20 protein-coding genes are annotated in these 26199 nt (G+C 33.4%); 6 read left to right on the top strand and 14 right to left on the bottom strand.

What is annotated here, in order from left to right; translation table 11 throughout:
- The first annotated feature begins 40 nt into the window (after positions 1 to 40).
- Positions 41 to 628 carry a DUF4142 domain-containing protein gene (locus tag NQQ59_RS03715; protein ID WP_144213742.1) on the top strand — a complete coding sequence of 196 codons (588 nt, stop codon included), beginning with the start codon at positions 41 to 43 and terminating at the stop codon, positions 626 to 628.
- Between the two features lie 256 nt (positions 629 to 884).
- Here the strand turns inward: NQQ59_RS03715 and NQQ59_RS03720 are convergent, their stop codons facing one another.
- The 5 genes from NQQ59_RS03720 to galA all read right to left on the bottom strand — a co-directional run bounded on the left by NQQ59_RS03720 (position 885) and on the right by galA (position 8005).
- Positions 885 to 1868, bottom strand: a complete 984-nt coding sequence (locus tag NQQ59_RS03720) for an aldo/keto reductase (RefSeq protein ID WP_144213744.1) — start codon at positions 1866 to 1868, stop codon at positions 885 to 887.
- 154 nt (positions 1869 to 2022) lie between these two features.
- Positions 2023 to 3075: an NAD(P)-dependent alcohol dehydrogenase gene (locus NQQ59_RS03725; RefSeq protein WP_144213746.1), complete on the bottom strand. Its 1053-nt coding sequence runs from the start codon at positions 3073 to 3075 to the stop codon at positions 2023 to 2025.
- A gap of 206 nt (positions 3076 to 3281) precedes the next feature.
- Entirely contained in the window at positions 3282 to 3689 is a 408-nt protein-coding gene (locus NQQ59_RS03730) for a cupin domain-containing protein (RefSeq protein ID WP_144213748.1), read from the bottom strand.
- A gap of 293 nt (positions 3690 to 3982) precedes the next feature.
- Positions 3983 to 4852 (bottom strand): helix-turn-helix domain-containing protein, encoded by an 870-nt coding sequence (locus tag NQQ59_RS03735; protein WP_144213750.1) that lies wholly within the window; start codon positions 4850 to 4852, stop codon positions 3983 to 3985.
- Between the two features lie 360 nt (positions 4853 to 5212).
- On the bottom strand, positions 5213 to 8005 hold the full coding sequence (galA, locus tag NQQ59_RS03740) for a beta-galactosidase GalA (RefSeq protein ID WP_257698135.1): 2793 nt from the start codon (positions 8003 to 8005) through the stop codon (positions 5213 to 5215).
- Between the two features lie 241 nt (positions 8006 to 8246).
- Between galA and NQQ59_RS03745 the strand changes: the two genes are divergently transcribed.
- On the top strand, positions 8247 to 8627 hold the full coding sequence (locus NQQ59_RS03745) for a hypothetical protein (RefSeq protein WP_144213754.1): 381 nt from the start codon (positions 8247 to 8249) through the stop codon (positions 8625 to 8627).
- 185 nt (positions 8628 to 8812) lie between these two features.
- Here the strand turns inward: NQQ59_RS03745 and NQQ59_RS03750 are convergent, their stop codons facing one another.
- Positions 8813 to 9307, bottom strand: coding sequence for a TlpA family protein disulfide reductase (locus NQQ59_RS03750; protein ID WP_144213756.1), 495 nt, complete (start codon positions 9305 to 9307; stop codon positions 8813 to 8815).
- Between the two features lie 336 nt (positions 9308 to 9643).
- On the opposite strand from NQQ59_RS03750, the gene NQQ59_RS03755 reads away from it, so the two are divergent.
- The 3 genes from NQQ59_RS03755 (at position 9644) to tyrS (ending at position 12728) form a co-directional block, all read left to right on the top strand.
- Entirely contained in the window at positions 9644 to 9946 is a 303-nt protein-coding gene (locus NQQ59_RS03755; RefSeq protein ID WP_091496855.1) for an ArsR/SmtB family transcription factor, read from the top strand.
- A gap of 7 nt (positions 9947 to 9953) precedes the next feature.
- Positions 9954 to 11060, top strand: a complete 1107-nt coding sequence (locus tag NQQ59_RS03760; protein WP_144213758.1) for an NADH:flavin oxidoreductase — start codon at positions 9954 to 9956, stop codon at positions 11058 to 11060.
- A gap of 465 nt (positions 11061 to 11525) precedes the next feature.
- Entirely contained in the window at positions 11526 to 12728 is a 1203-nt protein-coding gene (gene tyrS, locus NQQ59_RS03765) for a tyrosine--tRNA ligase (protein WP_144213760.1), read from the top strand.
- A 90-nt stretch (positions 12729 to 12818) separates the two neighbouring features.
- Here the strand turns inward: tyrS and NQQ59_RS03770 are convergent, their stop codons facing one another.
- The 6 genes from NQQ59_RS03770 to NQQ59_RS03795 form a co-directional block, all read right to left on the bottom strand.
- Positions 12819 to 13961: an acyltransferase family protein gene (locus NQQ59_RS03770; protein WP_144213762.1), complete on the bottom strand. Its 1143-nt coding sequence runs from the start codon at positions 13959 to 13961 to the stop codon at positions 12819 to 12821.
- Between the two features lie 103 nt (positions 13962 to 14064).
- Positions 14065 to 14712 (bottom strand): DUF1349 domain-containing protein, encoded by a 648-nt coding sequence (locus NQQ59_RS03775; protein WP_144213764.1) that lies wholly within the window; start codon positions 14710 to 14712, stop codon positions 14065 to 14067.
- Between the two features lie 289 nt (positions 14713 to 15001).
- Positions 15002 to 17218: a glycoside hydrolase family 3 C-terminal domain-containing protein gene (locus tag NQQ59_RS03780; RefSeq protein ID WP_144213766.1), complete on the bottom strand. Its 2217-nt coding sequence runs from the start codon at positions 17216 to 17218 to the stop codon at positions 15002 to 15004.
- Positions 17219 to 17421: 203 nt separating this feature from the next.
- On the bottom strand, positions 17422 to 19068 hold the full coding sequence (locus NQQ59_RS03785) for a DUF6377 domain-containing protein (protein ID WP_144213768.1): 1647 nt from the start codon (positions 19066 to 19068) through the stop codon (positions 17422 to 17424).
- Between the two features lie 210 nt (positions 19069 to 19278).
- Positions 19279 to 21543, bottom strand: coding sequence for an acyl-CoA dehydrogenase family protein (locus NQQ59_RS03790; RefSeq protein ID WP_144213770.1), 2265 nt, complete (start codon positions 21541 to 21543; stop codon positions 19279 to 19281).
- Between the two features lie 213 nt (positions 21544 to 21756).
- Positions 21757 to 22671 carry an EamA family transporter gene (locus NQQ59_RS03795; RefSeq protein WP_144213772.1) on the bottom strand — a complete coding sequence of 305 codons (915 nt, stop codon included), beginning with the start codon at positions 22669 to 22671 and terminating at the stop codon, positions 21757 to 21759.
- 109 nt (positions 22672 to 22780) lie between these two features.
- Here NQQ59_RS03795 and NQQ59_RS03800 point away from each other — a divergent pair, with 109 nt between their 5' ends.
- On the top strand, positions 22781 to 24202 hold the full coding sequence (locus NQQ59_RS03800) for an aminotransferase-like domain-containing protein (protein ID WP_144213774.1): 1422 nt from the start codon (positions 22781 to 22783) through the stop codon (positions 24200 to 24202).
- A 215-nt stretch (positions 24203 to 24417) separates the two neighbouring features.
- On the opposite strand, the gene NQQ59_RS03805 is transcribed toward NQQ59_RS03800, so the two are convergent.
- Together NQQ59_RS03805 and NQQ59_RS03810 are read right to left on the bottom strand one after the other, a co-directional pair.
- Positions 24418 to 25365 (bottom strand): bestrophin family protein, encoded by a 948-nt coding sequence (locus NQQ59_RS03805; protein ID WP_144213776.1) that lies wholly within the window; start codon positions 25363 to 25365, stop codon positions 24418 to 24420.
- Positions 25366 to 25467: 102 nt separating this feature from the next.
- Positions 25468 to 26190, bottom strand: a complete 723-nt coding sequence (locus NQQ59_RS03810; RefSeq protein ID WP_144213778.1) for a hypothetical protein — start codon at positions 26188 to 26190, stop codon at positions 25468 to 25470.
- Positions 26191 to 26199 lie beyond the last annotated feature (9 nt).

Genomic DNA, 26199 nt, shown 5'->3' on the forward strand with positions numbered 1-26199 from the left:
TCTCAATAATTTTACATTATAACATTAAACTATTAAAATCATGAAAAAGTTATTATTAGCCGGAAAAACTATTTTAGGAGCAGGACTTCTTGTATTATGTCTTCAATCTTGTAAAAACGAAACCAAACAAGAAGATCCAAAAGAAGTAGCAGAAGATGCAAACGAGGCTAAATTTGATTCTATCGACAGTAAAGAAGATGATTCTGAATTCTTGGTAGATCAAGCGGAAATTAATTTAGCTGAAATCGAAATAGGTAAATTAGCACAAACAAAAAGTACTAATACTGAAGTGAAAAAATTTGGTAAAATGCTTGTTGATGAGCATACCAAATCAGCTTCTGAAGTAAGTACTTTAGCAAAAGCTAAGAACTTTACATTGCCAACTTCTTTAACTGAAGAAGGACAAGAGGAATACAATAAACTGAATGAAAAAACAGGAGTTGATTTCGATAAAAAATTCGCTGACATGATGATTGATGGTCACGAAAAAGCGATTAAAAAATTAGAGAAAGCCGCAAAAGATGCTAACGATCAAGAAGTAAGAACTTGGGCTTCTAACAATATTGCAGGTTTAACAGCACATTTAGAACATGCTAAAATGCTAAAACAAAACCTAGACAAAAAGTAAAATAAATTTAATTGGTTATTATTTATTTTTTAAATGCTAAGATTCTGAGATTCTAAGATCCTAAGTTATTTAGAATCTAAGAACCTCAAATCTTTGCTAAAAAACCCCTCAAGAGTTGAATTGCTTGAGGGGTTTTGCTTTTTAGATACTAAGGTTCTAAGTTGCTAAGATTCTAAGTTTTTCTCTTTGCACAAAAATGCAAAGTAGCTCGAAATCTTTGCAACTTAGAACCTTAGTATCTTAGAAGCTTAAAAACTTATTTTCCCGCTTGCTTCTGCAAATGTTCTGGATATCTTGAGCCTTCAATTGTTATTTTTGAAGCGGCATTTTCAATTTCTACTAGATCTTGTGCTGAAAGTTTAAAATCTACTGCACCAAGATTTTCTTCTAAACGATGTAGTTTTGTTGTTCCTGGAATTGGTGCAATCCAAGGTTTTTGAGCCAAAATCCATGCAAGCGCTACTTGTGCGTTTGTTGCTCCTTTTTCTGCTGCAATTTTCGATAACAAATCAACTAACGCCTGATTTACTTTTCTAGCTTCTGGTGTAAAACGAGGTAAAGTATTTCTAAAATCGGTACTATCAAATTGTGTATTTTCATCAATTTTAGCGGTTAGGAAACCTCTTCCAAGCGGACTAAAAGGCACGAAACCAATTCCTAGTTCTTCTAATACTGGAAAAATCTCTTCTTCTGGAGTTCTCCACCAAAGTGAATACTCGCTCTGAAGCGCAGTCACAGGCTGAACCGCGTGTGCGCGACGAATACTTTCTACACCCGCTTCTGAAAGTCCAAAATGTTTTACTTTTCCTTCTTGAATCAAATCTTTAATAGTTCCTGCAACGTCTTCCATAGGCACATTCGGATCTACACGATGCTGGTAATACAAATCGATTACCTCTGTGTTTAATCTTTTTAATGAACCTTCAACGCTTTTTCTAATCCATTCTGGACGGCTGTCTAATCCTTTTTTAGAATCGCCTTCTAAAAAACCGAATTTCGTTGCAATGACAACTTTATCACGGAAAGGCGCTAAAGCTTCTCCTAAAAGTTCTTCGTTCAAAAATGGTCCGTAACATTCTGCTGTATCAAAAAAAGTAATTCCTTTTTCATAAGCCGAACGCAAAAGACTGATCATTTCTTTTTTATCATGAGCAGGTCCGTAACCAAAACTCATTCCCATACAGCCAAGTCCCAAAGCTGAGACTTCTAAACTGCTATTTCCTAGTTTACGTGTTTGCATTTTTTTAAAGTTTCTAAGATACTAAGATTCTGAGGTTCTAAGTTTTATCTTAGTATTCTAAATCTTAGCATACTTATTTTTTTATAATTTAAGACAAAGATTCTAAGCGCAAAGAAAAAAACTTAGCTTCTTAGAACCTTAGCAACTTAGTATCTTATTTCAAAGAAGCCATATCAATTACAAAACGATATTTAACATCTCCTTTTAATAATCTTTCGTAAGCATCATTTACATCATTAACACCGATTACTTCTACATCTGATGTGATATTATGTTCGGCACAAAAATCAAGCATTTCCTGAGTTTCTGCAATTCCTCCGATAAGAGATCCTGAGAAGCTTCTTCTTCCTAAAATCAAGCTGAAAGAAGTTACAGGAAGCGGATCCATTGGCGCTCCAACCAAAGTTAATGTTCCGTCTACTTTTAATAAGTTTAAGTAAGCATCAATATTATGTTCAGCAGAAACGCAGTCTAAAATGAAATTTAAACTTCTAGCTTGCGCTGCCATTTGTGCTTCGTCTGTAGACAATACAACCTCATCTGCTCCAAGACGTTTTGCATCTTCAGTTTTAGATAAAGATGTTGTAAAAACTACTACATGAGCTCCCATAGCTTTTGCGATTTTGATTCCCATGTGACCAAGACCACCGATACCTACAATTCCAACTTTTTGACCAGGACCAACTTTCCAGTGTTTTAATGGCGAATAAGTTGTAATTCCAGCGCACAATAAAGGCGCAACAGCTGCAAGCTCTAATTTATCTGAAATGTGTAATACAAAGCTTTCATCCACTACAATACTTTGAGAATAACCTCCAAAAGTTTGTCCTCCTAAATGTTTGTCAGGCGAATTGAATGTCTGAATGTTTCCTTCATCGCAAAATTGTTCTAAATCATTTTTGCAATGTTCACATTCTCTACAAGAATCAACCATACAGCCAACCCCTGCTAATTGACCAACTTTAAAACCTTTAACGTGATCTCCAACTTTTGTTACACGTCCAACGATTTCGTGTCCAGGAACAATTGGATAAATTGTACCGTGCCATTCGTTTCTAGCCGAATGCAAATCGGAGTGGCAGATTCCACAATACAAAATTTCAATTTCTACGTCGTGTGCTTGTACTTCTCTTCTTGTAATATCTAATGTTTGTAAAGGTGCTTCTGCAGCTTCTGTACCAAAGGCTTTAATACTTTTTGTTTCCATAATTTTTATAGTTTGTTTGTTTTTTGTTTTGTTTCAGGTTTAAAGTTTAAAACCGTTAAGAAATTGGCATAGAAATCCTATTGATTCATATTGATATACAAATACTTATATAAATTTCGATTATTTTCTTCTAATCAAAAAATAAAATCTGTTACGAATCAGTAAAATCTACGAGAAAAATCTTAGAATCTCAGCAACTTAGAATCTTAGTATCTTTCGAAAGAATAATACTCTTCATCGGTTACGCTTTCTAGCCACACGCCAAAACCTTTATCTACTTCTGTACTAATAGAAATATGAGAATATTTTGATTTTGGTGTTGCTCCATACCAATGTTCTACACCTGGTAAAACAGTGATTACTTTTCCTTTTTCGATAAGGTTGATTTGCCCGCCTCTTTCTTGGTAATACCCAATTCCGTTTGTTACAATGATTAATTGCAGACTAGTGTTACTGTGCCAATTGCTTCTTGCGCCCGGCTCAAAAGAAACATCTTTGATCACAGTATTTTCAGGGTGAATTTCACTTGTTTGCTTTTTATATGACACTTCACCTGTCATATAAGTATTTGAAATTTTACCTTCTTCGGTTACGGCAGTGAAATTTGTTGTCATAATTTCGTTGTTTTATAGGTTAATAATTTATTTTAAAAGTTGTTGAAACAATCAGAACATCGAATCTCTTTTTAAAAGGAGATTGCATTTTAATTAATACTTTAAAAATTTATATATTTTTTTTATCAAAATTTAAAACCAAACAGAAAAGCAAGAAATCGCTTTTGTGAAGTGTTATTTAGTCTTTTAAAAACTGATACAATGATTCGTTGTTTATTTCGGGACAAATGTAGTGCAATACTAATGTCGCGAAATAACAATATTCAAACAAAAAATTAAGAAATTGAAACAATTTACATTCGAAGCGATTTTGGAACCGTTCCTGTAAGTCTTTTAAAATAATTATTAAAGTAACTCGGATATTCAAATCCAAGAGAATAACCAATATCTGAAATACTCCAATCAGTATGTTGCAGCAAAGCTTTTGCCTCGTTGATAACTCTATCCGTAATATGCGCTGTAGTTGGTCTTCCCGTAATTTCTTTTACCGAACGGTTTAAATGATTTACGTGAACAGAAAGACTTTGTGCGTAATCTTGTGGCGTTTTTAAAGTTAAAGGCTGATTTTTGGTTTCAATAGGAAATTGTCTTTCTAACAATTCTAAAAATAAAGAAGTAATTCTGGAAGAAGCATTTTTATGTTTAAAGAAATTCTCCGAAGGTTGCATTTTCATTGATTCATGAATAATCAAATTGACATAACTACGCATTAAATCATCTTTGAATGCGTAATCAGTTTCATATTCTTCGATCATTTTTTGGAACAATGAATCGATAAATACCTTTTGTTCAGCGTTTAAAGTAAAGATCGGCGTTCCTCCTATTTTAAACAAAGGCGATTCATGAAGTGTCTCTGACCGATCTTTGGTCTTAAAAAACTCTTCTGTAAAAACACAAGCATAACCTTCGTATTTCTCTGAAACGGTTTCCCAAGAATAGGGAATAATCGGATTACCAAAAAATAGAATCGTTCCGTCGGTTTCTATACCTCGGTCTGCGTATTGTATAATGCTTTTGCTGGTATTGATACAGATTTTATAAAAGTCTCTTCGGCTGTAAACGGGAACTTTACTGAAATCTCCATTTATAGGATAGACTTTAAATCCTTTCATCTTCAAATCTGAAGTAAAATCGCAATTCTGAGTTTCTGTTTGATTATTCATTTTGCAAAGTTATGAAAATCAAACATTATTCTTTTGTTAATTTTTTGTTTTGGTTTTTACCGCAAAGAGCGCTAAGATTTTTCGCAATCCCGATAGACATCGGGAGGAAAGTTTTTATTTTGAAAGAAAAAATGCTCGAAAAGTCGCTAAGACGCAAAGTTTATTTGAATTGCCTCCAGTTTTAACTGGAGGTTTACTATTTATGTACAAAAAAGGCTTTAGCCAAACTAAGAACTGTTGGCTAAAGTCCTAGACAATCCAGCTAAAGCTGGACGCAATTCATTTACTTATTGAAACATCAAAACTTTGCGTCTCAGCGACTTTGCGGGCATTATCTCTTGTAGCTAAAAAAACTTGAGACTACTTCACCACAATCACACCATTCTTTAACCCTTTCGCAGAAGCAGACAAAACAACTTCTTTAACATTTTCTTCTTTCTGAATAATGATTTGCGCATAGCCATTAAACAGTTTTCTTTTCCAAGGTTCTGCTGGTGTTATAACTTGAATAATTCCTGGTTCTGTGTTCATTACATCCCAGTCTTTTACTTTTTGTAATGGAGTTGCGGCAATATGAATTGTATTTTTGCCTTCTTTTAAAATTGATGTATTTAAAATATATTTTTGAGGATCTTCAGCACTTGGATTTACTTTATTTCCATTAATGAAAACTACAGTCTCTACTCCTATTTTCTTGTAAAAGAAACTTACCACATTTGAGATAGAATTATTCTTCAACTCAAATTCTCCTTTATAAATATAGGATGGTGCCTGTTTTTTGTAATCACGATCTTTAAAAGCTTCTGTCCATTCGGTTTCTGAATAATTTGGTAATTGTTGAGGCAGAGTCTCATTTGTTCCTTTTTGTTCCTTAAAATTATTTATAGCAACTAACGCAATGTCATCAATAAACTGATCGCTTTCTAACGAAGTTGGGTCTCCATTTCCAACTCCTAAAATTTTTCCGCCTTTAATAGAAAACGTAATTTCGTCGTTTGCCGTTGGAACACGCAAACTATTTTTATCTGTAGTTTCAACTGTTACAACAGAAACATTCCCTTTTAAAACATTTTCTTTATCGAAAGACAATTTGATGTTTTCTGCTTTTCCCGTTGTTTTTTGAATATCAGAAAGTACTTTTTTTCCGTTTTTATAACCAACAGCTTCCAAAATTCCTGGAGCATAATTTACTTTCCATTCTAAATGTCCGTTTGGCTCCATTTTCTTTTTTCCTAAACTTTTTTTGTTGAGAAAAAGCTCTACTTCATCACAGTTTGAATACGCCCAGACATCAATTTCTTTGCCTTCCATTCCGCTCCAATTCCAATGTGGAAGCAAATGCAAAACTGGGTCTTTCCCCCACCAAGATTTTAAATAAAAAACATTGTCTTTTGGGAAACCACAAACATCCATCATTCCGAAATAAGAAGTTACAGACGGCCAGCCATAAGGCGTTGGTTCGCCACGGTAATCAAAACCAGTCCAAATGAACATTCCTGCTAAATAAGGTCTTTCTGCATAGAATTTCCAGCCTTCTTCTATACTGTAAAAAGTGGGTCTTGGCTTTTTATCGTAAGCGCTTTGGTAATGTTTGGCGTCATCTGTAAAATAAATTCCTCGTGTTGCAAACGTCGAACCTTCCTCTGTTCCCATTCCTGGTTGTTGCTTGAACTGATTTCTATGCGCATCAATATCTCCGTTTCCAAGATAATTGTATCCCATAATTTCAACTACATTAGAAATTCCGCTTTTAAATCCGCTGCTGATTCCTACTGTTACAGGTCTTGTCGGATCGATACTTTTGCTGAAATCCTGCATGATATTGGTAATTCTTTCGCCGGTAATTCCGCCTTCAATCTGCCATTCTTCATTTCCAACCGACCAGCAAAAAATACTCGGATGATTGCGGTCACGCCCTATCATTCGCTGTAAATCATTTAAATGATAATCGTTAATTCCCATCAAACGCGTTTCATCAATAACCAACATCCCCAATTTATCACAAGCATCTAATAATTCAGGAGTTGGCGGATGATGCGAACAACGATAAGCATTTGACCCCATTTCTTTCAGTTTTGCAATTCTGTAATACTGCATTTCATCTGGAAGCGCCGTTCCAATTCCTGCGTGATCTTGGTGATTGTTTGTTCCTTTTAATTTTACATGTTTTCCGTTAAGGAAAAAACCATTTTCTGGATCAAATTTTATAGTTCTGATTCCAAATGAAGTTTCATAATTATCTATTAACTTTCCGTCTTTCCTAATTTGAGTAACCAAACGATATAAATTAGGACTTTCAATATCCCACAAAAGCGGATTATTCACAGTTATCTTTGAAATAAAATTTGCAGTTTTATAAAATTCTGGTGCGTTTACATCTTCTAAAAAGAAGCCAACTTGTTTGTTTTCAGCATTAAAAATCATCTGAACAATTTCCAGAAAACCGTCAAACTTTCCTTTATTTTCAATTGCAACATTTACAGTAACCTCAGCATTGTTATTTTTAATTTCTGAAGTCACATAAGTTCCATTTTGAACTACATGAATCGGATTTGTCTTCTGCAAATACACATGTCTGTAAATTCCTGCTCCTTCATAAAACCAACCTTCTTCCATCGAAGCATCAACTCGAACCACGATGGTATTTTCTCCTCCATAATTGACATAAGCCGATATATCATACTCAAAACCATTATAACCACTTTCGTGAGTTCCTAAATAAAAGCCATTAAAAAAGACTTTTGAATTTCTAAAAACACCGTCAAATTTTAGAGAAATATTTTTCCCTAAATCCTCATTCGAAATCGTGATTTTTTTTCTGTACCAACCAATACTTTTTTCTGGATAATTTTTCCCAGCTGCTTTAAATCCGTGACTGAAACTTGCACTTTCGCTAAAGGGTTGTTCAACTGCCCAATCGTGCGGTAAATCTAATTTTCTCCAAGCTCGATCGTCAAAATCTTTTGCAGCAGGTCCGTCACCAAAACCTGTTTTGGTTAAATACGAAAAGTAGCCTTCTGCATGACCGAAATCTTTTTTGGTATCATACAAATGTCCGAATGAAAACCGCCAATCTTTATCAATTAAAATTAATTCTCTAACCGATTTATTTTGCGCAAAAGCCTGAAATAAAAACAGGAGAAAAAAAGACATAATTATTCTTTGAGGAAAAGTGGTTTTCATAGGTTGGTTTGTTAGTAAATTCAAATAGTGATAAAAATAAGGCTTTTACAGAAAAAACATTAATAGTATTTTATCAAAATATGATAACTCATTCATATATACAGTTCTAAAATGGGTTTTAAAATTTAGAATGAATCTAATAGCTTCAAATTCAAAAATGATTTTCTTTTGATGTAACTTTATTTTAAAATCATAAAAAAGCAAGAAAATTATGAGTACTATTATAAATGAAAATAGACTCCAAAGTAAATTCAAAACCTTAGATCATAAGATTAATGAACTTAATGATCAAAAGATTGTTGCTTTTTTTGAATCTTTAGGATTGACAGAAAGAAATGATGTTCCGAAGGACTTTCTGAAATGGGAAAACATACTAATTGTGGTTCCAAATCGACATGTTTCTCACGAACTGAAATACTATAAATATGCCATTTCACGAATTTCATTTTTAACGAATCCTTACGCAGATCAACTTCATATTTTTGATCTCAAAGATTGGAAAAGCGCATCGGGAAACAAAACGCAGTTTCAGATTAGAGAAATGCTGAAAACTAGTTTCGGAGGTGTCAAGAAAGTCATTAAAGAGTCTTAAAAAAAATTAAAAGCCCAATCACAGTCGATTGGGCTTTTTTGTTTTTACACTCAAAAAACTTTATTTCTCTCGCAGATTTAGCAGATTATGGAGATTTTTTTCTATTTAAAAAAATCAAATCTGTTTAATCTACTAAATCTACGAGAGAAAAATCTTTTAAATGATACTTTGCTGTTAACAAAAAACTATTGCACTTCTAAAAGCTCTTTAATTTTAGCTTCTAAAGCATGTCCGTGAATGTTTTTGGCTAAAATGATTCCGTTTTTATCGATCAAAAAGTTCAACGGAACAGATTGCAATTTATAATCACCAACAACTGGAGATTGCCAGTATTTTAAATCACTAACGTTTGTCCAAGGTAATTTCCCTTTTGCAATTGCTGCTGTCCATAATGGCTTTTTGGTGTCCATAGAGACGCCATAAATTGATAATTTGTCTGGATAAGCATTGTGCAATTTTACTAAAACAGGCTGCTCTTTAATGCAAGGTCCACACCAGGAAGCCCAAAAGTCAACCAAAACTAAGGAACCTCTTAAAGAGGAAAGCGATATGTTTTCTCCTTTTGTATCTGGAAGCTCAATTTCTGGAGCAATATCTCCAATATTTACACCTACAACTTGTGCGTTTGTGCTTGTTACAACACAGCATAAAAATGCTGCAATAAGTAAAGTTTTTTTCATAATTAAGTTTATAATTTAGATTGTGGGGCCTTTTTAGTTTAATCTCGCAAAGGCGCAGAGGCGCTAAGTTTTATTTCTAAGTTTGAATATTCGGCCAAAGCCCTCCTATTTCACTCTTTTTTAAACCTCCAGCTAAAGCTAGAGACAATTCATAAAAAACTTTGCAACTTCGCGACTTTGCGAGATTATTCTAAAACAAATATAAATTTTTCTTTCACAGAATTTCTTGACCTAAGAAAACTTTATTTTTTATTCTTCATTCTCTCTCAATCACAAAATTATCCTAAATATTTTTCTCTTAATTGGTATATCGAGAAAAGTCGATATATTTGTACCATGGAAACGATAGAAATTTTTAAAGCTTTATCCAACAAATCCAGATTACAAATGCTGGAATGGCTAAAAGAACCCGAAATTAACTTTCCGGGACAGCTTGAACATGCCGGATTTGAGCATGGTGTCTGCGTTGGGCAGATTCAGGCCAAAGCTGGTTTGACACAATCCACAGTATCCGAATACCTGTCTATTTTACAGCGCGCTGGTTTTATCGAAGCCAAACGTGTTGGACAATGGACTTATTATAAACGTAACGAAGGTGCCTTTGAAGCACTCAGTAAATTAATTCAATCTAATTTGTAAAATTACTATGAGTACAAACAACCTGTTTTCTCCATTTAACTTAAAAACGTTAAATCTGAAAAACCGAATCGTAATGGCGCCAATGACGCGCTCTTTTTCTCCTAATGGAGTTCCAACTGATGAAGTCGCTGCTTACTACCAAAAAAGAGCTGAAGGCGAAGTTGGTTTAATCTTATCTGAAGGAACTGTTATTGACAGACCTTCATCATCTAATGATGCTAATGTTCCTCACTTTCACGGAGATTTAGCTTTAAATGGATGGAAAAAAGTAATTGATGAAGTTCACGCTGCGGGCGGAAAAATGGGACCGCAGATCTGGCATATGGGAATTATGGACAACCACCATTCTGGATGGGTACCTCCTGTTCCATTTGAAGGTCCGTCTGGATTAAACCGTCCTGATTTTAGAAATGGTGTTGCCATGACTGAAAAAGATATTGAAGATACCATTCTTTCTTTTGGTAAAGCTGCTGCTGATGCTAAAAGATTAGGTTTTGACACTGTTGAAATTCACGGTGCACACGGTTATTTAATTGACCAATTCTTTAGAGAGGAGACAAACTTACGTGAAGATATTTACGGAGGAAAAACACTTCCTGAACGCAATCGTTTTGCTATTGAAGTGACAAAAGAAGTAAGAAAACAAGTTGGAAATGACTTCGCTGTGATTATGCGTTTTTCTCAATTCAAACCTTCTGACTATAATTATAAATTAGCTAAAAATCCGCAAGAATTAGAAGCTTGGCTTACTCCTCTTGTTGACGCTGGTGTTGATATTATTCATGCTTCGCAACGTCGTTTCTGGGAACCAGAATTCGAAGATTCTGATTTGAACTTTGCAGGATGGGCTAAAAAAGTAACTGGAGCACCAACTATTACTGTTGGTTCTGTTGGACTTTCTGGTGATTTCTTTGGTGCATTTGCTGGAGAAAGTTCTGAGCCAACTTCTTTAGAGGAATTAAACAGACGTTTCGACAGAGGTGATTTTGATTTGGTTGCTGTTGGAAGACCTCTTTTATCAGATCCGAATTGGGTGGCTAAAATCAAAGCTGGAAAAACGGATGAATTAAAAGGTTTTACTAAAGAAGCTTTAGGACAGTTGGTTTTAGAATAATTTTTTAAGATACAAAGCAACAGAGGTTCAAAGGGAAAAAGCTTTTCCTTTGAACCTTTGTTGTTTTCTACAATACAGGTTTAAATTCAAATCTGTGGAAATCTGCTGAAATCTTTTAAAATCTGCGTGAAATACTTTTTGCGCATCGATTTTTTTCACGCAGATTTATACAGATTAAAGCAGATCAAATTAGATTTTACTTTTTGAATGAAACTTTTTATTTTATTCAATTTCACCTAATAGATTAAAAATTAGTTTAAAACATTTATCTTTGCAGTCGATATGAAATTCTTGAACAGCATATTACGTCTTCCATTTTTCAGCACTTATTATTATGCAATAATATCTGCTCGGATAGGCTATGCATATAATTCAACGAATTCAAAACTGTAATTTAAACAGATAAAAAATTATATAAACCTTAAAGCCCGGGCATTTTGTCCGGGCTTTTTTATTTTCAAAAAAATGGAAACAATTCAAAAATTAAAAGAAAATACTGTCATCTTTCTTCCCGAAAATGGCTTAGAAGAAAAAATCAATCAAGCTGAAAAAGAAAACAGAAAACTAATTATCAAACTGGGTTTTGATCCAACAGCTCCAGATTTACATTTGGGACATGCTGTTGTACTTAAAAAACTAAAACAATTTCAAGATCTAGGACATCAAATTGTGATTGTTGTGGGAAGTTTTACAGCCAGAATTGGCGATCCAACCGGAAAAAATAAAAGCCGAAAACCGCTAAGCATCGAAGAAGTACAACATAATGCAGAAACGTACATTTCGCAATTGTCTAAAATTATTGATGTTGAAAAAGCAAAAATTGTTTTTAATTCAGAATGGTTGGACCAACTCCCTTTTTCTGAAGTGATTCACATTATGTCGAATGTGACCGTTGCGCAATTAATGCATCGAAATGATTTCAATAAGCGTTTTACAGAGAATACGCCAATTGCAATGCATGAACTCGTTTACCCAATTTTGCAAGGTTTTGATTCGGTTAAAATTAAGGCTGATATCGAAATGGGCGGAACAGATCAATTATTTAATTGTACTATGGGAAGACAATTACAAGAAAGTTTCAAACTTTCTGGACAAATTGTGATGTGCATGCCTTTATTGAAAGGACTTGACGGAAAAGAAAAAATGAGCAAATCACTTCATAACACCATCGGATTGATTGACGAACCGAATGAAATGTTTGGCAAAACCATGTCGATTCCTGACGATCTTATTTTGGAATTTTTAGAATTGACAACCGATTTTTCATTCGAAGAAAAAGAAGAAATCAAGAAAAGATTGGAATTAGAAAATCCGATGAACATTAAAAAACTAATTGCTAAAAATATCATCAGCCAATACCATAATCAAACGGAAGCAGAACAGGCAGAACAATTTTTTATTAATCAATTTCAAAGTAAAAATGCAGCCACAAAATCATTTGTTCCGGTTTTGATTTCTTCTTTAGAAAATGAATCAGAAGAAATTTTATTAATTGATCTTTGTGCTTTCATAAAAAATGATATCACAAAATCAGCCAACAGAAGATTAATTGAAAGTGGTGCGGTTCAAATTAATAATGAAAAAATCATTAATCCGTTTGAACTGATTTCATTAAAAAAAGAAACCAAAATTAAGATTGGAAAGCGAAATTTCTATGAACTACAATAAATTTGATCTAATTAAAAAAGGGATAAAACAAAACGTTTTATCCCTTTTCGTATTTGTAACTAACAAAAATTACAAACTCTAAAAAACTCTTTATGCTGTTACTTGCTTTTTATTTTGAAACTTCTTTACCAACCAATTTCTAACTGGCTCATCATATAATTTCAAACATACAAATGCCATAATTATACTCGCGATTAAAACTCCAATTCCTTCCATGTATCCGTCTTTCATCGAAACTTTATTATCTACAACCCAAGCGGTGAACCAATAAATTAACGGATAATGTGTAATGTAAATTGGATATGAAATATCACCTAAAGCCTTACAGATTTTTAAAGAAGTTTCGTTTTTGATTTCTCCTCCTGCTCCAATAGCAACAATAAGTGGGAAAATGAAAATAATACAAATTGATTCGTAAATTCCGTTCATCCAAAGGCTGTTTTCATCTCCAAATCTTGGCAAGGCTAACACAATCGTGATTAAAATGCTGCAAATCCAAAACGCATTTTTTAGATGAATTAATTTCCCTAAACGACATAATAAAACTCCAGCGAAAAATGGAAATAATAGTCTTGTAAAACCAACATTCAATTGCTCTAAATTCAATGACCATCCGCCGATTACATCTCCTTTTGTTCCGAAAACAGTATAATTAATTAACAGTCCGGCAAATATCAGTACGAAAACTGATAGTACTTTATTCGAAAATTTACGAAAGATTGTGGCGTACAAGATATTTGCAATATATTCGAAGAAAAGCGACCATGCCGGACCATTTAAAGGATGCATTTCGCCCCAACCTCTAATTTCTAATGACGGCGGAATTGGTAATAAAGTAAATCCAATTACCATGGTTACAATGACTTTCCAAACTTCCATTCCTCCAATCATTGGAAACAATATATCTGAAGCTTGAAAATAATAAAATATGGCTCCAATGATCATTCCCATGATTACCATTGGCTGTAAACGAATTAAACGGCGTTTGTAAAATTCCCATTGCGTCATTTTTCCCCAACGATCGTCATACGCATAAGCGACAACAAATCCAGATAAAAGAAAAAAGAAATCAACAGCAAGATAGCCGTGATTGATAATTTGTTTAAAACGGTTTCCGCCTGCAAAAGCTTCAAAAATATGAAAAGCAACAACCAAGATAGCTGCTACTCCACGCAATCCGTCTAGAATTTCGTAATGTTTTTTTGGTTTAATATCAGATGAAATTGAACTCATTTGTATTTGGTTTATTAAGGTTAAGTTAGGTTTTAATTGTAGATTAGATTTAAATTCAACAATTGAGTTTGGAATTTGGATTTTTTTAAATTGGAATTTAAACTTATTGGTGATTTTTAAGCCATTCTGCTCTTCTTTGGTCTGGCAAATGTTTGACAGAGAAGTTTTCAAATTTCGCTTCAAAACCTTTTCCGTCTGGCGAAGCGGCCATTAAACCTACCATAACTGGCGTATTGTCTTGTAATGGTGCATTTCTGGTCATGATGTAGTTTTTATCATCAAAAGAATAAAATACCTCAACAGCATCTAATCGTCGCACGGCTTTAATCCAAATAAAAGGTGGCGCTTTATCTAGAGTTGTTACGCTCCAATCGCTTTTATCGTGTGTTACAACTGTACTGACATTGAATTTCCCGTCAACAAACTCTACTCCTGTTTTGATGTAGTTTTTTTCGTCAATGCGAATCATTAAACCCATTTGATCAAAACGTGCGATGTAGTTTCCGGTCAGTTTTACTTTTGCTTCAAATTCACCTCCGTAATTGGCGTAATAAAAAGGAGCATCATCAACCGTAAATCCGTAGTGCGAAATTCTCCAGTAGTCACTATTTGCAGTAACATTCATAATTAATGCATTGTTTTTAATTTCCCATTTTTCAGGTTCATTAAACCATTGCATTTTATTCAGACTTTGTGCTGAAATATACTGTGCAAAAAATAAAGTTGCTATTGCAAGCGTAATTTTCTTCATGTTGTTTTATTTTTTTTTAAACCATTAAGTTATTAAGAGAATTAAGCTGGACTTCGTAAATAGTATTGCCTAAATATTTTAAGAAAGAAAGCTTTACTTTACAAATATTAAGTTTGACCTAATGAATCTTATCCTGGAAATATTCAAAAATAAGACTTTCTTAATGAAACTTAATATCTTAATGATAAAACTAATATTATGTTTTAATGGTAAGTTTATAACCAAAAGCAAAGCTGCAAATTTTTACACTTGCAGCTTTACAAACCAACCAATTTTTAGAAATAAAAACTTATTTAAGTGAGAAATTCACTTTAGATTTTATATCTGTTGATGAAGCACCAATGATTGCTTCAAAATCACCAGGTTCTGCAACCCAGTCATGTTTTTTATCATCGAAGAAACTTAAAGCCGTTTTATCAACTGTAAACGTTACTGTTTTTTCTTCTCCAGCTTTTAGAGCCACTTTCTCAAAACCTTTTAATTCTTTTATCGGACGAGGTAATGAAGATTTTACGTCTGTAATGTACAACTGCACCACTTCAGATCCTTCTCTGCTTCCTGTATTTTTCACGTTAACTGAGAATGTAATTTTATCTCCTTCGTTAATTTGTTTTTTATCAGCTGTTACTTTTCCGTAAGCAAAAGTCGTGTAGCTTAAGCCGTGTCCAAAAGAAAACAATGGTTTAATTTTGTTTTTGTCCACCCAACGGTATCCAACAAAAATTCCTTCGTTGTATTTTACATCATCTCCACCTGGGAATTCTCCTAAAGCATGAGCTCCGTTATCTGCTAATTTTACTGGGAAAGTGAAAGATAATTTTCCTGAAGGATTCACATCTCCAACCAAAACATTTGCCAAAGCATTTCCAGCCTCAGTTCCTAAAAACCATCCTTGAACAACTCCTGGAACTTGTTTAATCCAAGGCATTGCAACAGCATTTCCTGAAATATTTACGAAAACAATGTTTTTATTTACTTTCGCTAATTCACTGATTAATTTATCCTGACCATAAGGCAATTCTAAATGTTTACGATCGTGTCCTTCGTCATCTTGATTTTCACTTTTGTTCAAACCACCAATAAAAAGAACAATATCAGCATCTTTAGCAATTTTCAAAGCTTCTGCAGTTAATTCTGCTTGAGGGCGTTTTTCTTCTAAACTTACTTTAGCAATAACACCATTATAGTTACTTGTTGGATCTCCTACATAACCTCTTGCATAAACAATTTCAGCTTGGTTTCCGACTCTTTTCTTTAAACCTTCAAGCGGTGTGATTTCGTATCTTGCTTTAAGCGAAGAACTTCCTCCACCAACTGTCATCATTTTGATAGCATTTTCTCCAATAACCGCAATCTTTTTAGTTTTAGAAAGGTTGATTGGCAGAATATTATTGTTGTTTTGTAATAAAACAATTCCTTCTTCAGCAATTTTACGACCTGCTAAAGCGTGTTCTTCCGTTCCGAAAGATCCAAAAGGACGATTTCTGTCCATTGTAGTCAAGAAAGATAAACGTAGAATACGACGTACTTTTTCGTCTAATTCTTTAGTTCCAACTTCACCTTTTCTGATCATTTCAGAATATGGTTTTGCTAAGTAATAGTTATCATAAGCATTACTTGTTCCCCAAGAAAGACCGTTTGTCCAAGAACCAAATTCCATATCCAAACCATTGTGAATAGCTTGTTTCGTATCGCTAACTCCACCCCAATCTGAAACTACAACTCCTTTGAAGCCCCATTCTCCACGAAGAATATCATTTAATAAATATTCATTGTGACAACATTGCTGTCCTTTATATTTGTTGTAAGATCCCATAATCGACCAAACATCACCTTCTTGAACGGCTGCTTTAAAAGCAGGAAGATAAATTTCGTATAAAGCACGATCGTCAACAATTACGTTAACTGAATTACGGTTTGTTTCTTGATTGTTTAATGCAAAGTGTTTTACGCAAGCAGCCACTCCATTGGCTTGAACTCCTTTAATATAAGGAACCACCATTTTTGCTGCCAAAAACGGATCTTCTCCCATATATTCGAAATTACGACCGTTTAATGGACTTCTGTAAATGTTTACCCCTGGCCCTAATAATACGTTTTTGTTACGAAAACGCGCTTCTTCTCCGATAGATTTACCGTATAAAGAAGATAATTCTTTGTTCCATGTAGATGAAAGTGCTGTAAGCGCTGGGAAAGCAATACAAGAATCGTTTGTCCATCCTGCTTGATCCCATTCGTCCCACTTTACTTCTGTACGAATTCCGTGTGGTCCGTCTGTCATCCAGTTTTCTGGAATCCCAAGACGTTTTACACCTGGAGAACTAAATTTAGATTGCGCATGAATCATGGCAATTTTCTCATCAGTAGTCATTCGTTTCAGCGCATCTTCTACACGCTCTTCAATCGGTTTTTTATCGTCCAGATAAACTGGAACTTTGTTTTGGGCATTCACTCCCAAAGAACTTAGTAAAAGTAAAACAACAATTGTTTTAACGTTTTTTAACATAACAGTAATTATTAAAGCATTAGTTTATAATAGGGAAAGTCTTTTTGGAAAACTTTTTTTATCATATTGTAAAACTAAAACGTTATCGTTCACGTTACATTTTTAGATAGAAAAAAGTAGTGAATTAAAAAATTAAAAAACTGATTTACAAATATTTAACTTTTTTAAACCAGTAAAAAAAGTAGTAGATTTAAAATAAATATTTACGCTTTCAAAGCCATTGAACCGATTTTCATGACCATTTCTTCGAAATCGTTTCGTGAAACTGCTGCCTTATTTCTGGCTCTTGTACGATAGTTGTAAATTGTACTTAAAGAATAACGTAAAAATGCCGCTATTTTAACACTGTCAGTAATTCCAAGTCGGATTAAAGCAAAAATTCGAAGTTCAGTATTCAGCAATTCATTTTGTTTTAGAACGATTTGTTCTTCGGGAATTAACAACGCATTGAAATCCTTTACAAATGTTGGATACAAGTTTAAAAAGATAATATCGAAGTTTTTGTACAATTCTTCTAACTCATTATCAACCAAAGTAGTTGATTTTAAGATTTTATAAATTTCATCAAACTGTTTTGCAGTCGCTTTTTTGTTTAGAATAATTCGGTAATTCTCCAGTTTATTAATGTAGGTCGAACAAAGACTGAAGAAATGCGCAATATATTCTTCTTTAACCAAATTAGATTCAGACAATTGTAGATTACTTTGCTGTAATTGGTTGTTTGTTTCTGTAATATCTTTGTTTAATTCTGCTAATTTCTGACTGGTTTCATAAAGTTCTGATCGAATTCGCGAAACTTTCTTCATTTGCATGTATACGTAAATAATAGCCACTAATAAGAATAACGATAACAAACTGATACAAAGAAGATAAATTTGTAATTCACTTTTTCGTTGTGCTTCACGTTCCTGATAAACCGTATTGATTATGGAGTATACTTCTGACATCAGTAAAGTTCGAAATTGAACATTGCAGTATAATGCATCTTCAATTGCCGACTGCGTCAACTTGTAAGCCATATCTACATCACCAATTTCATAAAAAACCAATGCTAGTTCCTGTAACGAAGCATTGTCTTTATTGGCATTTTTAATATCTGAAGTGGCAGAAAGCGCATAGTACTTTTTTCTTGCTTCTAAATCATGTGTAGCTTCTGCAATTTTTCCCAATAAATAAGTTATCATCGCATATTGAGGACTTTCTTCTTTAGTTTTATTCAATAAAACCAATAATTCTTTCTCTGGATTCTTGTATTTTTTATTAATAAAAATATCCTGTTGAATTCTATTAATCTGATATTCAAGTGTATTTTTATCTAAAATATTTAATAACGAATCTCTGTATTTACCAATTTGTTTTCGATATTCTGGACTGTAACTATTCGCCGCATAATGCTCAAAAAACTCACGATACGAAATGTAATAGTTGGGAAGTAAAGAAGTTGCGAGATTATTTTTATTAATGCTTTTCAAAAGCGCTTCAGATTCGCGATATTTTCCAGACGAAGAATATAAGGTAACTAATTGTAATTGAGCTAAATTAAAAAGCTCTTTATCTTTTAATTCTTCTGCAATTTTAAGATTCTTTTTTACATATTGAATTGCCGAATCTGAATTCAATTTCTGATACTCAAAATACAATGTTTTGTTATAATTGTATTCCTGTTCTTTGGTAAGATTATCCGATTTTAATTTCTTAAAATTAAGAATTCGTTCTTCTTTAATCTTGACATATTGCTGCTTATTTTTTATTGCCTCATTTAATTGTTTTAAAATATCATCTGTGCTTCCCAATGCAAAAACTGGAAAGTTTATAATAATAAGGAACAGAAATAAGTAATAATTTTTCAAGTCGTTTTAGTTAATGGATTTACAAATATAACAAAGCGAAAGTATAAAAAGAGAATTATTTCATTGTGGTCAAAATGTACTAAAAATGGGTGCGATTTAGACTAATGCTATAAATAAAATAATCGCACATATCACTTTTTTATAAATAAAATGATTTCGATCTGAATTGAACCAAACCGAAATCATTTACTAAAAATGTATTTTTCGAAACTAGATATGTGCTGCAATTGGCGCGGCTAGGCAACTTTCCGGAATATCAAATGCATTTACCAAAGCCACAGCATCCGGACGAATGTCCCAACAAAGCTGATTTACCATTTTACGAACTGCTTTAGTTTTTACGGCTTCCATATAACCATCTTCAAGATACCATGCTTTATTTTTTTCGATTTGTGAAAGCGCATACAATTGACTCAATTTTGTCAAAATTGCTTTTGACTGTTCATCTTCTACTTCTTTAATTGCAATTTGAAATTGTTCTAAAACTACTCTTTCCAAATAAGCCTGCGCCACATCAATCATTTGATGCTGAACCACATTAAAAGCATCATAGGCTTCTAATCCTCCATCAACCAATTTTTTAATACGTCTTGCTGCAGAAGCTAAAATAGTTTTTTCTCTATGAACGAAAGCCTGAAGATGGAATTCCCCATCTAACAAATGCTCGTCTTCTGTTCTGCGGGTTGCAATCGGATTTTTCTCTGTAATTGCAGTTTTGGCATTCTCATAAACATAATTAATGATTCCCAACGACCCCATTTCTCCAAATGATTTTCTAAACTCAGACAAACGGTTTTTGGCTACTAATTGCATTAAAACAGTATTATCACCCTCAAAAGTTGTGTAGATTTCTGTATCGTTTTTCAATGCATCAATTCTATTTTCAGACAAATATCCTTTTCCACCACATGCTTCACGACATTCCTGCAGAATATCTCTGGTACTCCAAGTCGAATATGATTTCATTCCAGCAGCCAAAGCTTCGATTTCCTGCATTTCAGCTTCAGTTCTTTTCAAAAATCTATTAGTTAGATATTGAAGTGCAAAATGAACCGCATAAGTTTTAGCCAAATGAGGTAACAATCTACGCTGATGCATTCTATAATTTAAAATTGGAACTTCAGAACCTCCTTCTGGTCCAAATTGTCTTCTTTGGTCGCTGTAGCGAATGGCAATTGTCAATCCAGATTTAGCTGCCGCTAAAGCCGAACGCGGAATCCCGATTCTTCCTCCTACCAAAGTTCCTAACATAGTAAAAAATCGTCTGTTATCACTCGGAATCGGACTTTCGAATTCACCTTTTTCATTTACAGATGCAAAACGATCCAACATATTTTCTTTCGGAATTACCACATTATCAAAACTAATCGTTCCGTTATCCACACCATTTAATCCCATTTTATGGCCACAATCTCCAATTGTTACTCCGTTTAGTACATTTCCATTTGGATCACGAAGCGGAACCACAAAAGCATTTACTCCATAATCATGATCATCAATAATTAATTTTGCAAAAACAGTTGCAGCTTGACCATGAACAGCAGCATTTCCGATATATTCTTTTTGAGCATTTTTATTTGGCGTATGAATGGTAAAAGTTTGATCGTTATGATTGTAAGTTGCCGTTGTTTCTAAACCCTTTACGTTTGATCCGTGATGTGTTTCGGTCATAGCAAAACAACCTGGAAGTTTTAGTGAACCAATATCTTTTAAGTATTTAGCATAATGCTTTTCTGTTCCTAAAGATTGAACACTCATTCCCCAAAGTCCGAACTGAACACCAAATTTGATTACCAAACTTAAATCGTGGTAACTCAGCGTTTCCATAATCGCAAAATAATCTGCTATGTTTTCTCCGCCACCATATTGCTTTGGATACGCCATATTTCCGAGATTTTCATCTGCCAGAATTTTACACCATTTGTAAACGGTTTGCCTAAAAACGTTAATATCGGTAGAAGTTTCGTAAGCAAATTCAGGTCTTGAAATCACCGATTTTACTTTTGCTATTATGGCAGCTTCCTTTCCGTCTAAAATTTGAGTAATTTTCTGAATGTCAAAACTCGCATCGGTATGAGAATCTGCTGTAAAAGATCCTGCTTTGGTTTTGAAGTTTTGAAGCGCTTCTTCGCCTAAAATCCCTAAATCATTTTCCAGTTTTTTAAAATCTGATTCAATTGGCGTTAAGTCCAAATCGTTTGCTGAAAGCGCTTTTGCAATATCAAAAATAGACTTAATAGAAGATTTATCCTGAATACTTTTTTCAATATCCGATTTCCATTGTGTGAGTTCATTTCGCGAAGGCGGATTAGAAATATCTACTTTCGAAAGTAAATATTGCTTTTCTTCTTCAGATAAAACATTTAAGGAATTGATAAACTCTTTTAAAGTAGCAAATTCTTTCTGCGTCAATAAATCATCTGACCACACTAAATAAAATAAGGGAGTAAAGGCTTGAAGTTTGGTATTTTTCATATCAATAGATTCAGTTTTTAATAGTTTTTTTAGCCACGAATTCACGAATTTTTAATATTTATTTTAAAATAATTCGTGAATTCGTGGCTATCACTTTTTTCGCTTTATCGCATAAAAAAACAGGAATGAAAAATAATCATTCCTGTTTAAACATCCTGTTAAGATTCTGGTAATTTTCGATTTTAAACCAATAAAAAATATGAAAACTAAGGATTATGAACCTTTGGATATTGTGTTTAATTTCTGCTTTATGGCAAAAATATGATGTGAATTAAAAACTAACACTGCAGCAAAAATAATTCCGTATGCTGTAATTTGTAAAGGTGTAATATTCTCTTTGAAAACAAAGGCTGCCAATCCAAATGCAATCATCGGATTGATGTTTAATAACATTCCAACTGTTGAAGAATTGATTCCAGAAAGCGCGTACAAATTCAGGAAAAGCGGTACAATAGTAAATAAGATTGCGATTGTTTCGATACAGAAATAGAATTTAAATTCTGTTGGAACCGGTCCTCCATAAGTTGGGTAAAATGGTACTAAAAACAATGCAGCCAATGTGATATGAAAAGTCAAAACGATAAATTTGTCAAAACCTTTGTTGGCACGCTGACTTACTAAATAAGCGGCATAAGTTAGTCCAATAATGATACTGAAAAACATATCCATTATATCGCTGTATGAAAGCAATATACATCCTGAGATACTTAATCCTACTGAAAGCCATTGCGTTTTCAACAGTTTTTCTTTCAATATAAAATAAGCTAATAAAGTTGTTAGAATTGGACAAACCAAATAAGCCAAAGAAGCTGCTTTAACGCTAACATGATTTACTACATAAATAAAAGTAAACCAATTTGCCATCAAAAATGCACTTCCGCCAATATTCAACAAAATCGATTTTCTTTTTTCTGCTTTTGATAAAGCACTGAAAATAGCAATTGTTTCTTTGATTTGTTTTCTTTTGAAAAGAAAAGCAATCAAAAGCATTAAAATAGCACAGCTAAAAACACGGAAAAATAAAATATCCAATGAAGGATAATCATGAATTGGCTTTAAAACCAAACTGAAAAGTCCCCATGTAATAAAGGCTGAAATCGCCGCAATATAATACTTTGTTGTTTTCACAAAATGTGTTTTGAATTTGTTTTCTTTTGATGAAGCAAATTTCCAAAAAATAAAATAGCAATACAGATACAGTTTTTGTAAATTGCAGCATAACAGTTTTTATTTTTTTATGAAAAATTCTAATCACTTATATCTTCAATTTGCTGACCGTATCGAGAAACAGATCAAATCTGGACTTTTAAATGTGGGTGATAAACTGCCATCTATACGTGAAGTCTGTGCCGAAACGGGTTACAGCATGAGTACAGTAAGCAAGGCATATTACGAAGTTGAAAGTCGTTCTTTGATCGAATCAAGACCACAATCTGGCTATTATGTAAGTAATATTTCGGCTCGAACAATTCCTGAACCATCGGCAAGTAATCCAATTTTAACAGTTGAAAATATCGAACGTGAGGATCTGATTGATTTGGTTTATGGCGATATGCGCAAAAAAGACCTTACTATGCTTTCGCTTGGTTTTCCTTCTAATGAGCTACTTCCAATTGCAAAATTGAATAAAGGAATGGTGCAGGCCATGCGTCAATTACCGAACAGCGGAACAAGTTATGAGGAAATACAAGGAAACAGTAATTTACGTAAAGAAATTGCACGTTGGTCATTTACTTGGGGCGGCTCTTTTACTGAAGAAGACATTATTACAACACCAGGCTGTATCTCTGCCATTTCAGATTGTTTACTGACTTTGACAAAACCAGGAGATACTATTGTTACCGAAAGCCCTGTTTATTTTGGTATTCTGCAATTGGCCAGATCGTTGGGCTTGTATGTAATGGAACTTCCAACAAACATGACCACTGGAATAGAGTTAGAAGCTTTAAAGAAAACACTTTCTTCTAATAAAATAAAAGCTTGCGTTTTGATGAGTAATTTCAGTAATCCGTCAGGAAGTATGATGCCAAATGAACATAAAAAAGAAATTGTCCGATTGATGGATTTTTATAATGTTCCATTGATTGAGGATGATATTCACGGCGATTTGTACTTTGGAGCAAGTCGTCCAACGACCTGTAAAACTTACGACGAAAGCGGAATTGTTCTTTTCTGTAGTTCTGTTTCTAAAACTTTAGCGCCAGGTTATCGTGTAGGCTGGATTATTCCTGGAAAATTTAAAAAGGAAGTTCTAAGAACAAAACTATATCATACGATTTCAAATTCTACCATAACACATGAAGTAGTTGGAGATTTCTTGAAAAACGGGCGTTATGAAAATCATCTTCGAAAAATACGCCAGATTTTAAATCGAAATTGTACCAATTATATCAATACCGTTTTAGAATCTTTTCCTGCTGGTACTAAAGTGAGTCAACCTCAAGGCGGTTTTTTTCTTTGGGTCGAAATGGACAAAAAGATTGATACGGCAGCTTTTTACCATTTGGCTTTAAAACACAATATCAGTATTGCTCCGGGAAGGATTTTTTCGTTTCAGGATCAATTTTCTAATTGTATGCGATTGAGTTTTGGTCTGCCTTGGACAAATGAATTGAGAACTGCTATTCAAACATTGGGGAGATTGGCTCATCAACTGTAAAGTATTTTAAACACATAGAAACATAGATTTTATTTTGCTAAATAAAGAATAAAGAAAGAAACCAGTTTCTCACACATAGCTATGTGCATTCAAATAAGTGAAACGCCTTTTTTATGGTTGCAAAACTATGTTTCTATGTGTTTAAATAAAAAAACTGGACAGCGCAACTACACACTGTCCAGCCAACTAATTAAAAGAAGACCAAAATTAAATTCTTATAAGACAAAGTAAGCGTCTTTCTCGACTTTCTTAGGTTCGTCGTTTAATTCAAATTCATTCAGAATATCAAATTCGCTTTGATATTCATTCAGCATTTGTTTTATATTTTTTTCGATTGTACTTGCAATAGTTGTAACCGGAGTATCTGTTGGTCGATTTTCGAACGGATCTTGCAAATGAATTGCCATTCTTTCAATCAAAAAGAAAGCGGCTCCAATAGCGGTAATCAACGGAATTGCAAACCAACTTAACACACTTGTTAATCCGAATGGTAATAATAAGATGAACAAACACAATGTCAATCGAATATACATACTGTAAGTTGTTGGGAAAATCGTGTTTTTAATTCGTTCACATTTCCCCATTTCATCACAAAGTCTTGACAATGTATTATCAATTTCAACTTGTTGATACATGTTGATTTTCTTCTCGTTTTTTGCATTTCTTAAATCTCTTGCATGCAACATTAAAATAGCATTTGGAACGTTTTGATGGTTTTTGATGTATTTAATTTCTTCATCACTCATCAAACCTTCAAGTGGTTTTATGGCATCTCTTTTTCTTAGAGATTCTCCTAAGCTGTAACACCAAGCAATTTGTCTTTTTGCAAAATTCTCTTTGAATTCGCTGGCTTCAACAGAAAAATCTGGATCTTTATAAAAAGTCAAAACTTGACGAATTAAGGTTCTGGAATCGTTTACAACGGCTCCCCAAACAATTCGGGCTTCCCACCATCTGTCGTAAGCCTGATTCGACTTAAAAGCCAATAATAAGGAAATAATGGTTCCAATCATGGTTGGAATTGCGATTGGAATATCTACGGGAAGATTGATAAAATAATGATGAAAAATTTCAAAAAGTACGGTATAAGCTAATACCAGAACAATTTCTACTTTAATTTTCCCGAGAACGTACTTCATTGGTATTCTTTTCTTTAACAACATATTTTCGGATTTAAATTAAATTTTCTTTTTTAAGAGGCTAAGTTTCTAAGATGCTAAGAATTAAAAAAACTTAGAGACTTAGTATCTTAGAAACTTAGCATCTTAAACTATCTCTTCATACAATGAAAGAACTGGAAGTCCTAGTTTTTCATTGACATTTTCTTTTTTTACTTTTTTAAATTTGATTTTTTCGCCTTTTCTGGTTTCGACCAACATGTCTATATTATGCTTTGAAATGGCTTCTGATAAAAATGGTGCAACATTTTCGTAATTATCATCAAAATTTGCTGTCTGACTTACGATTTCAAATGAGAAGTTTTCGCTTAAATATTGCTGTACATCTTTTACATGAATACTTTTAGTAGAATTTTCAACATAAAGTGCTTTGCTGAAAACTTCTTTATTAATTTCTGTACTCAAATGTAGAATTGGACATTTTTGATTTCCAGCCAATTGAACCAAATACTGATGGATTTTTTTGGTTTCTTGTTTATAAGAATGCGTTAAAATGACCAATTTTACAGAAAAAGCTTCAATAAGACGTTTGAAAATTGGTGCTGAAAGTCCGTATTGGTTATGGACTTTTAGTTTGGTATTTGGAGTGTGTTCAATAATATATCTGCAAGTTTCCAGAACTTCTTCCTGACTTTTGGTAAGTCCGGATCTCATTTCTCTTAAAAAACTAGAAGTAGAAAAAGTATCCGGTGCTTCTGAAACTAATACTAAAATAATTTCTGATTCAGTATCTTTTGACTGATTCACCGCAGATTTAACAGCTAAGATTGTATCGTCTTTTAAAGTCGTAGGTATAAGAAAATTTTTCATAAGTATACT

This window comes from Flavobacterium panacis, from assembly GCF_024649945.1.
GTDB classification, from domain to species: Bacteria; Bacteroidota; Bacteroidia; order Flavobacteriales; family Flavobacteriaceae; genus Flavobacterium; species Flavobacterium panacis.